The 10,298-nt window shown below is 24.4% G+C and carries 11 protein-coding genes and 1 pseudogene; 1 reads left to right on the top strand and 11 read right to left on the bottom strand.

Annotated elements, in window-relative coordinates:
- The 4 genes from AB668_RS02475 to AB668_RS02460 form a co-directional block, all read right to left on the bottom strand.
- Positions 1-731: IS1634 family transposase (locus AB668_RS02475; protein WP_442928556.1), on the bottom strand; the 731-nt coding region annotated here is incomplete at its 3' end.
- A 139-nt stretch (positions 732-870) separates the two neighbouring features.
- Positions 871-1,584, bottom strand: coding sequence for a YebC/PmpR family DNA-binding transcriptional regulator (locus AB668_RS02470; RefSeq protein ID WP_050517475.1), 714 nt, complete (start codon positions 1,582-1,584; stop codon positions 871-873).
- A gap of 2 nt (positions 1,585-1,586) precedes the next feature.
- The gene (locus tag AB668_RS02465; protein WP_050517474.1) at positions 1,587-2,222 is read right to left on the bottom strand and encodes a deoxynucleoside kinase; all 636 of its coding nucleotides are present in this window, start codon (positions 2,220-2,222) and stop codon (positions 1,587-1,589) included.
- 44 nt (positions 2,223-2,266) lie between these two features.
- Positions 2,267-3,019 carry a pseudouridine synthase gene (locus tag AB668_RS02460; protein ID WP_050517473.1) on the bottom strand — a complete coding sequence of 251 codons (753 nt, stop codon included), beginning with the start codon at positions 3,017-3,019 and terminating at the stop codon, positions 2,267-2,269.
- 273 nt (positions 3,020-3,292) lie between these two features.
- On the opposite strand from AB668_RS02460, the gene AB668_RS02455 reads away from it, so the two are divergent.
- The gene (locus tag AB668_RS02455) at positions 3,293-5,182 is read left to right on the top strand and encodes an IS1634 family transposase (RefSeq protein WP_050517472.1); all 1,890 of its coding nucleotides are present in this window, start codon (positions 3,293-3,295) and stop codon (positions 5,180-5,182) included.
- A gap of 23 nt (positions 5,183-5,205) precedes the next feature.
- Here AB668_RS02455 and AB668_RS02450 read toward each other — a convergent pair whose 3' ends face one another.
- The 7 genes and pseudogenes from AB668_RS02450 to AB668_RS06095 all read right to left on the bottom strand — a co-directional run.
- Positions 5,206-5,448 carry a S4 domain-containing protein gene (locus AB668_RS02450; protein ID WP_050517471.1) on the bottom strand — a complete coding sequence of 81 codons (243 nt, stop codon included), beginning with the start codon at positions 5,446-5,448 and terminating at the stop codon, positions 5,206-5,208.
- Positions 5,449-5,526: 78 nt separating this feature from the next.
- Positions 5,527-6,141 carry an SMC-Scp complex subunit ScpB gene (scpB, locus tag AB668_RS02445; protein ID WP_050517470.1) on the bottom strand — a complete coding sequence of 205 codons (615 nt, stop codon included), beginning with the start codon at positions 6,139-6,141 and terminating at the stop codon, positions 5,527-5,529.
- Positions 6,131-6,976 carry a segregation and condensation protein A gene (locus AB668_RS02440; protein ID WP_050517469.1) on the bottom strand — a complete coding sequence of 282 codons (846 nt, stop codon included), beginning with the start codon at positions 6,974-6,976 and terminating at the stop codon, positions 6,131-6,133. The genes scpB and AB668_RS02440 overlap by 11 nt, the downstream gene beginning before the upstream one ends.
- Before the next feature lie 12 nt (positions 6,977-6,988).
- On the bottom strand, positions 6,989-7,828 hold the full coding sequence (locus AB668_RS02435; RefSeq protein ID WP_050517476.1) for a hypothetical protein: 840 nt from the start codon (positions 7,826-7,828) through the stop codon (positions 6,989-6,991).
- Between the two features lie 13 nt (positions 7,829-7,841).
- A complete protein-coding gene (locus AB668_RS02430; RefSeq protein WP_050517468.1) occupies positions 7,842-8,411 on the bottom strand; it encodes a hypothetical protein in 570 nt (189 codons plus the stop codon).
- Between the two features lies 1 nt (position 8,412).
- Positions 8,413-9,927 (bottom strand): MFS cation transporter, encoded by a 1,515-nt coding sequence (locus AB668_RS02425; RefSeq protein ID WP_050517467.1) that lies wholly within the window; start codon positions 9,925-9,927, stop codon positions 8,413-8,415.
- A 110-nt stretch (positions 9,928-10,037) separates the two neighbouring features.
- Positions 10,038-10,106 (bottom strand): annotated as a pseudogene (locus AB668_RS06095) (inorganic diphosphatase); the annotation flags it as partial.
- Positions 10,107-10,298: the final 192 nt, after the last annotated feature.

The following is a 10,298-nucleotide window of genomic DNA, read 5'->3' as shown; positions in this document are numbered from 1 at the left end:
TAATGTAATGGAATTCCGTTTTCATCGGTTACCATTCCTATTACAATTTGATCTTCTTTGAATTTTCCATCCTTTGAATAACCAGGCTTTTTAAACCCTTCTCTTGAAAATGTTTCAAAATATGCGGTTGTTGCATCAAATCACAAAACATCAATTTTTCTATTTGTGTTATCACAAATTTTCTTGTTTAAGTTTTTCAGAATCTTGTCTTTATTTTTTGCAATATAATCTAATGATCTGTAAAATGAATTTTTTGAATGAGTATCTATTCTTTCTTTTTTTATTGTTTTGTAAGTGTTAAATACGCTAATCGGATTTTTAATTCTTTGATAAATTAATTGCATAATAACATCTTTTAGTGTTGTTGATCTTGTAGTTGAACAATTATCAAAAATATCGAAATAATCAAAGAGTTTTTCAATAATCTCGTAACCTTTATATCTTTCTATAACCTCTTTTTTCAATGATTTTTTCTCTTTGAAAATTTCATCTAATTTTGTTTTAGCTTGTTCTTTTGTTCAAGATAGTGGGAAGTTTGCAATAACTGCTTTAATCACAGTTAGTGGATCATCATGATATTCTTTCAATTCACGTAAATAACCATAACCAAATCTGAATTCAAACCCCTTGTTATCTCTTCTTGGCACCCCAATTGATAAATATTCACCCTTCTTAACTCTTGCTATTGATGTTCTTCATTGTCTTTTTGTATCTTTTCTTGACTTTTTCATATTTCTATTATATCATATTTAAGCATAAAAGTATAGATATTTATATTTTTTTGTAAAAAATATAGCTACTAAAAACGTGCTGTTTTTGTAACTAAGTGGGAAACGTAGGAAAAAAACCAAGTTTTAATCTCGGTTGAAATTATAATTCTGCATTATGATAAACGTTTTGAACGTCTTCTAAGTCATCTAATTTATCTAAAAGTGTTTGTAATTGTTTTTTAATTTCCTCATCAGTAATAACAATTCTTTCATCAGTTGGAATCATTTTAGTTTCAGCAACGATATATTCTTCAACACCTAGTTCATCTAAAGTTTTTTTAACACTTGCAAATGATTTAAATGGAGCATAAACAACAATATTGCCATCTTCACTTACAACATCATTAACATCAACTTCAGCTAACATTAATCCTTCTAATACTTCTTCAACAGTTTTGTTTTTAAATACAAAGATTGAAGCATCTTCAAATAGAAAACTTACTTTTCCTTCAGAATTTCCATGATTTTTATTAAACACTTCTCTAATTGAAGCTGCAGCACGGTTAACGTTACTTGTTAAGGCATCAACAATAATTGCAACATTTCCAGGACCCATTCCTTCATATCTGTTTGCAACATAGTTTTCAGCATCTCCACCTGCTACACGTTTTATAGCTCTTTCAATTACATCTCTTGGTATTTGGTTTGCTTTAGCTTTATCAATAACCGAACGTAATGTTAGGTTTGAGTTTGGATCTGTTCCACCTTGTTTTGCAGCCATGTAAATTTCTTTTGCTGCACGTCCATTTGCTGCAGATTTTTTAGCAGCTGTTTTTGCCATAGAGGCCGCTCTAACTTCGTGTGCTCTTCCCATTTTTATTTTCCTTTACTTTTTAATTCTTTTTCCACTTCTTCTAATTTAGCCATGATTATTTCCATTTTTTTATTAATATCTTCTTCATCAGCATCAACTACAAAGAAAGGAAAATCATAAATATTTTTATTATAGAACTCTTCATAATCTCTGTTTAGTAATTCTCAATAAGAATTATCAATTAAAAGTTCTTGAGGTCTTCCTCTTTGAGCAATTCTTCTAATTGCTGTTTCAGTTGAAACTCTTAGATAAATTACTATATCAAATTTAACTCTTTCATCTGGAAGTTTTAAATTCTCTAAAATAACATTGTCATAAAAATCAATATAAGTTTTATAATCAGTTTCATTAACATTTCCTAGATCATAATTAACCTTCATAAAGATAGGATCTTCTAAAATAGTTCTATCAAAAATTATATCTTTTAATTGATGTGCTTGTTTTAGTTGTTTTGATCTGGCAGTTAACATATAAATTTGCATTTTAAAAACTGTAGCTTTTAGATCTTTATAATAGTCGTCAAAATAAGGATTTTCTTCAATTGGTTCTGGAAAGATTTCATATCCTAATCTTTTACTAATTTCAGCTGAAACTGTTGATTTACCAGCACCAACTGTACCAAAAATAGCTATTCTCATTGTCTTCCTCCTAAGTTGTTATTAATTATATTGTAATAGATTAATTAGCGATCTTTTTGTTTAATTGACTTATAAATTCCATAAAGTTTTTTTACTTCATTAGGTTTTAATTCCCTGTACTCACCTGGTTTTAGATCACCAATTTCTAAAAACTCTATTTTAGTTCTCATAAGTTTAACTAAATTCATTTCACCAGCTTCAAACATCTTTTTAACGTGATGTTTTCTACCTTCAGCAATTGTTAATTCAACAATAGAGATATTTTTTTCTTTATCATATTTTAATAATTTAGCATCAATTGCTTTAGTGAAGTAATTTTCATCAATAGCTACCCCTTTAACTAGTTGAGCAACTTGTTTTTTTGAAACTTGACCTGAACACATTCCTTGATAAGTTTTAAAAAATTCATATCTTGGATGCATTATAAAATTAGACATTTCTCCATCATTAGTCATAATTAATAATCCACTAACGTCATAATCTAATCTTCCAATTGGATAAACTCTATGATTTAAGTCTTTAAAATAATCAGCAACGGTTTTTCTTTTTTTAGGATCATACATTGTAGTTAAAACAAGTCTTGGTTTATAAAATAAATAATAGTATTTTTCATTATTTGAATCTGAAATAACTTCTTTATTATTAATTTCTATTTTAGCATTAGGCTCAACTTTAGTTCCTAATTCAGTTACAACAATTCCATCAACTTTAACTCTTCCTTGAGTTATTAGTTTTTCAGATGCTCGTCTTGATGCATAACCTCTAGAAGCAATTACTTTTTGTAATCTTTCTTTCATATTTCCTCCATTATAAAACCAATAATTCAGCTTATTGAATTGTTAGTAATTAATTAATTTATTATATTTTATAATCAGTTACTGTTCAATATCAAAATCTTCAACTTGATCAAACAAATGTTGATTTTCTTGTTTTTGCCCGAGTTTTACAGTTGTTGTCCTAACAAATAGATAAAAAAGATGAAAAGTTCAGATTTTAAGAGCTTTTTCATCTTTTTTCTTATGCCTATTTACTTTTTCCAAAGTTATGCTAAAATATTTATAGGAGTCATTATGATAAAAAGAGATAAGATAAAATTTAAAGACGGAACTGTTAAGACATATTTTAGAGTTGTTAGAGGATATCGAGACAAAGACGGAAAAGTTAAACAAGAAATCGTTAAAAGTTTTGGCTATCTAGAAGACCAACTAGATCAAAATAAATTCATAAAAGAGGTTGAAGAGTTTAACAAAAACGCACTTAAAGGACCTAGAATAACTTTTAGCGAAATTAAAGATAAATCATTTTTAGATGATCCAAGTTCAAGTTCATATAACTTTGGTTACAAATATTTAGAAGCAGTATATCAATTCTTGGAATTAGATGATTTTTTTGCTACCTTAAACTACAAAACAACATATTCTATAAATGAAATTTTCAAGTTTTTAGTTTTGCAAAGAATAATGCCGCCAGCTTCTAAGAGATCTACATATAAAAAGATAGAATCCTTTTATAATAAAGATCTTAACTTTCCTATTCATGCCGTTTATAGATGCTTAGATTACATTGATAAGCACTCAGATGAACTTCAAAAACATTTAAATAAGGTTATTTCATCAAAAATAGGAAGAAATGCAGTTGAAACATTCTTCGATTCAACAAATTTTTATTTTGAAAAAGACTTTGAAGATGCAGATGTTTATGAAGAGGTTTTTCCACTTGAAACTAATAAAAAAATCATAAATGATCAACAAATAATTTCTATTAAAGACGGTAATACAGAAAAACAATACAAAAAAATTACAGGTTTATTAAAACGTGGAGTTAGTAAAGAACATGTTGTTGTTCCAATTGTTCAATTGGGACTTATGATGGATTCGAATGGAATTCCAATAAGCTATAAGATTTTTCCAGGAAATACTTCAGATTCAAGAACTCTTTTACCTGTTTTAAATGAAGTAAAAAGTAATTATAACTTAGAACGAACTGTAATAGTTGCTGATAAAGGAATAAACTGTCAAGAAAACGGAAACATAAAATCTATTGTTAAAAATGGTGATGGATACTTATTTTCACAAATTCTAAAAGGTAAAAAAGGTAAAAAATACCATGAAAAAATGTTTGACGAATCATTGTATAAAACAGTTTCTTCAGACTATAAATACCAAGAATTTATCGAACCATTTACTTATTTTGATGAAAATAACAAAAAGGTTACAGTTAAACAAAAGGTTTTAATTTGATGAGATGGAAAAAGAGCAAGAAGAGATATTAGAAAAATTAATGAAAAAGTGCTAAAAGCACAAAATGCAATTAAATATGGGGTTGCAAATCTTACACATAGCTACACAAAATATATAGAAACACAAAATTATTCATCAATAACAGGTGAAATAGCTGATAAAAAACAACTTATAATTGATGTAGAAAAAATGGAAAAAGATTTAAAATTTGCAGGTTATTCTTGTATTGTAACTTCAGAACTTGAATATGATCACAAAAAAATCCGTGATTTATACCACGGATTAGCAAAAATAGAAGATGCTTTTAGAATAACAAAAAATGATCTAGCAACAAGACCAATGTTTGTTAGAACCAAAGAACACATAAATGCTCACATTTTAATATGTTATGTTTCGCTGGTTATACTTAGAATAATTTTTCATAAATTAAATGGAAAACTTAGTGTAGAAAGAATTATCGAAGCACTTAATATGTGCTCTTGTAGCAATATAAGTGGTGGAATTGTTTATATTTACAAAAATGATGAAAAACAAGGTTTTGAAATAAAACAAGATCAAAATGGAAAGGATTATTCAACTACAAAAATAATTAATGATAGTTCACAAACTGTTGAAGATTTTAAACTTTTATCGCAACTATTTGAAAAAACAAACACGATAAAATCGCTAATGACAGACGTTGAATTTGATAAAATTTTGAACTCTATAAGATTTAAATAGCACTTAAAAAGTTGTTGCACTTTTTAATTTAGCACAACAACTGTAAAACTCGGGTTATAAAATAAATAATAGTATTTTTCATTATTTGAATCTGAAATAACTTCTTTATTATTAATTTCTATTTTAGCATTAGGCTCAACTTTAGTTCCTAATTCAGTTACAACAATTCCATCAACTTTAACTCTTCCTTGAGTTATTAGTTTTTCAGATGCTCGTCTTGATGCATAACCTCTAGAAGCAATTACTTTTTGTAATCTTTCTTTCATATTTCCTCCATTATAAAACCAATAATTCAGCTTATTGAATTGTTAGTAATTAATTAATTTATTATATTTTATAATCAGTTACTGTTCAATATCAAAATCTTCAACTTGATCAAACAAATGTTGATTTTCTTGTTTTTGTTCTATTTCTTGTTGTTCTATTAATTTATCAATTTCTTCATCACTAATAGTTGGTAGACTTTCGATTCCACCTTGTAGATTAAAGATTTTAAAGAAATTATCAGTAATAGTATATAAATTTGCACGAGTATTTTCGTCTTTTTTAGCAACTTTAATTATTTTTTTTTCTCTTAATTTATACATTTGATATGCTGAATCACTATTTCTTAAAAAATCAATTTGTGATTTAGAGATTGGTCCTTTATAAGCAATAATAGATAAAACTTCAATTGTTGATTGAGATAGTTTTCTATTATTTTCTTGCTTTTCTAATTTAGCAAAATGTTCGTGTAATTCAGGTTTTGTTTGCATACGGTATTTATGATTTCCAAATACTTGAATTGATAAAGCACAAGTCTCATCATCTTGGTATTTTTTATTTAAATCAATAATAGCTTGTTTGATATCATTTGGTTTTATAGTATCTAAAACATCTTGAATCTCAAGTAAAGAAATTCCATCATCACCATATATAAATAATAATCCTTCAATAATAGCTTTAATATTAGTATTCATTATTCTTCTCACTTTCTCATTGTTCTAATTGTTTATTAATAATAGTTTCATCTTCAATAACTTCTCTTTTAAACTCTACAAAAATATTATTATCACGCTGATTTATATTCATTATTTGATATCTTGTTAGATCTAAAACAGCTAAAAAACAAGCTACTATGTTTTTAATATTTAAACCAATACCATCTAATAATTCAAATAAAGTTCATTCTTTAACTTTATTAGATTTCATTTTATTAATAATAGTTGTTGCTATTTGTTGAGGTGATATTGTTTGAGTAGTTAGTGTTTGATAAATTTCATTTTCAAAATCAAAATCTTCATTATATTCATTAAATTTGGATTTACTAATAACTGATTTAAATATTTCAGTAAATGTATCTAAATCAATATCTAAAGGATCTAATAAAACTTCATCTGATTGAAACTCAATTTCTTTTAAAAACTTTTGTTTTGATCTTTTTTTAGATAATGTTTCAAAATATTGGTTCTGACTTTTAATAAAAAAATCAGTAGCTATTTTAATTTGATTATATTCTTCAATACGTTCAACTAAATCATCAAAATCATGATCTTGAATATTTTGATCTGTTTCATCAGTAATTGGTATTAATTTACGTGATTTCATTTCAATTAATTGAGCTGCAATTGTTAAATATTCACTAGCTATTTCAATATCTAGTGTTTGTTGTTGTTTAATATAAGCTAAATATTGATCTATGATTTCTAATAAACTTAGTTTAACAATACTGATTTTTTTATCTTTAATCATTGCTCACAATAATTCAATTGGTCCTGAAAATTGATCTATAGTAACTTGATCTCAACGCTTCATATTATCCTCCTGTTAAATATCAGTGTTTAGTTCTATTAATCTATTAATTTCATCATTATCTTTAAAATCAAATTCAATTTGTAACATAACTCTACATATAATAATAAATAAAGATTGTGTTTCAATGCTAATATTTAAATTTTCTTGTTTATTTAAATAAAATCTATCTAAGTTAAACTTAAGTTTTTCTAAAAGATTAAAAATTGATGATCTATCTAATAATTCAAAAAACTCATTACTTCTATTCATAGTTCCTCGTGTTTTATAAAAAACATAACTTAAATTCACAAAATCTTTACTAAAATTATAATCATTTTGAAATTTATTAATTGGTTTTAAATTATATTCTAAGTTTAAATATAAAACATTAAATGTCATTTTATTAAAGTTTGAATATAAATGATTAAACATAATTATTTGTTGGTGATATTCTTTATCTCAAATATCAAAATAATCAGTTTTTGCATCATATAAATTATTTTCTAGACTTTGTTTTATATAAAATAATAAATTAGCTTTAATCTGAGTAAAAATATTTAAATTACAAAAAGCATCTTTTGCTAATAAAATAGATAATAAACTTTTTAATAAATAGATCAATTGATAGATTTTATTAACATCTAATTGGTTTTGATCTTCAGAAAACGCGATATCTAATTGATGGTGTTGGTTTTTTAAATCTTTATTTAAATAATAAGCTATCAAATTATTTTCTAATAAAAATTTATCAATTAGATTAATAGTGTAATTAGTTATATCTTCTAATTGATGATCACTTACAACAATTTGTTTTCCTATTTGAATTAATTTATTTAATTTAACAATATTTAAATCTAAATCTTGATTAGTCATATTTCTCTCCATTTTAACAATCAACAACAATCATAAAAGTGTTTTGATATCATTTAAATCTTCTGATTTTTTCATCTACTTGTTTTTGATAAAACTCAGTTAATAAATCATAGTTAATTGAGTCTTTTAATTTTTGATTATTTAAAACTATATTAATTGAATTTTGTAATTCTAAAACTTTTTTATCAATTCATTTTATTAATTTATTACAATGATCAATTTCATTATTTGTAATAGATTTTTTTAAATATAATTGTTCAATATTTTCTTTATACATTCGGGTTTCTTGTAAATAATAATTAAGTTCTCTAAACATTGTAAAATTCATTGCTTCATAAAAACTAGTTTTTAATTGATCATTTATATTGGTATGTAAAATGCTAAATAAATCAGATTGATCAACACTAATTCTATTATTTAAACTTGTTGTTGCTTTAATGATTTGAATTAGAAATTCAATTTGATCATTTGAAAAATCTAATTTGTAATGATTATTTCAATAATTAATAAAATCTTTAGCTATTTTAAAATTAATATCTTTAGTTTCTATTTCTAATAAATTTTGATGTTTTAATAATTTCATATTATTCTCTTACCAATCTAGTATTCATTTTATATTCAGTATTTTTTCTTGTAATAGTTAATAATTTAACTCTAAATCCATCTAAATCATTATATTCGGCAATTATTTTAGGACCTATTCAAATTACAATTACTAAATAAATTCCCATAAAAACAAATAATAAAGAACAGTTAACATAATAAGCATTATTTATAAGAGATAAAAATGTTTTAAGATTATCTAATATGTCTTTTTTATTTATATCTGCTTTAAAAATACTTTCATAATCTTTAAAAAGACTAAACAATCCTACATTATAAGTTTTTAAAATATTAACAATAATATAAGGAATTAAAAATCCTAATGCTTCTAAACTAGTATAAATTCCTATAATAGGAGATTTTCTTACACGATAGTTTCACATTAAAGCAATTCCAAATCAAATATAAAAAGTTACAAATAACATTAATCCAAATAAGAAAGTTAAAGATAAAATTAAATAAATATTATGAACAAAAGTAATTAAAACTACTCCTATCATTAAAAATGCAGTTAATAAAGAAATTGATTTAATAATACCGATTTTAATAATTATAAATTTGTAAAAAATATAAGCTAAAACAATTTGACCTAAAAGAAAGAATAAATTATAAGTTTTTAAAAAGATTAAAGCATTTGCATTATCTTGATATTCTAATTTAGTGACAGCTACAACATACATTTCAAATAAAGGAGTTTTAATTAAAGCATTAATAATCCCAATTAAAAATCCAATTACCATTAATCAAATGATAACTTTTTTATTTACTTTTTGAACTGATTCTAAAATTTCATCATCATGTTTATGAACATTTTGTCTTCTTTCTTTTATTACCGATGAAATTGCAAAAGATAAAATTAAACAAATTAATCCAATTACAAACAATGAAGTTGTTCCATAAGCATTAAAAGTATTTGTCTTAGCTATAATTAATGAATAAATTTCAGTTGCTATAAATGAAGCAAAAGTAATAACCATACCACATTTTATTGAAGTAATTATTGGAAATAATTTTTCATGATATTGTTCATTGCAAAATAAAAAGTAAATTGTCTTAGACGATATTGCAACCCCTACTAAAATAGAAAGAATAATCACATTTAAGGGATTTGGAGTTGAGATTAAAAAACCTGTTAATGTAGCAAAAAAACAAGCTAAATTAGATATTCATATTCAGATTCTTCTTTGTCTTAATCAAAAAGTTCACTTAACAGCAATTGGATTTAATATTGCCGCAAAAACTATATAACTTCCAATAAAAGCAAATGATACTAAAACTGGAGTAGGAGATAAATGCAAACTATTTAATGCGTTAAAAGCATCTGAATTTATTTTTATTAAAAAAGTAATAGCAATTCAAAATAAACCCATTTCAATAAAAAACAATCTCTTTTTTCTAGATGTTTTATTTTTATGAGATATTAATTGTGCCAAAACTAAACCTATAATGATAATTATTGGATTAACGATGTATAAATCTCATCTTAAGTTAGTCATCTTACTCACCAAATTCTACTTACTATATATTATTATAAATAATTTGTCTATCATTTTTTAGTATTACTAATTAAAAATGAGTTCAGTTAATACTAAACTCATTTTTTCTATTAAGCTTGTCCTAAACCTTTTTCTTTTCATTCAGCTAAAATTTCATCTTTTTGTCCCCGAGTTTTACAGTTGTTGTGCTAAATTAAAGAGTGCAACAACTTTTCAATTGTTATTTAAATCTTATAGAGTTCAAAATTTTATCAAATTCAAGATCTATCATTAGTGATTTTATTGTGTTTGTTCTTTCATTTTGATCTCATTAGTCTTCTAGATAGCTAAAACTTTTAACAATTTCCTGTTTAACTTGTCAATTTTTGTCT

It is taken from the genome of Mycoplasma sp. HU2014 (assembly GCF_001199495.1).
Lineage (GTDB): Bacteria > Bacillota_I > Bacilli_A > Mycoplasmatales > Mycoplasmataceae > Mycoplasma.
This window is presented reverse-complemented; position numbering and strand designations above follow the sequence as displayed.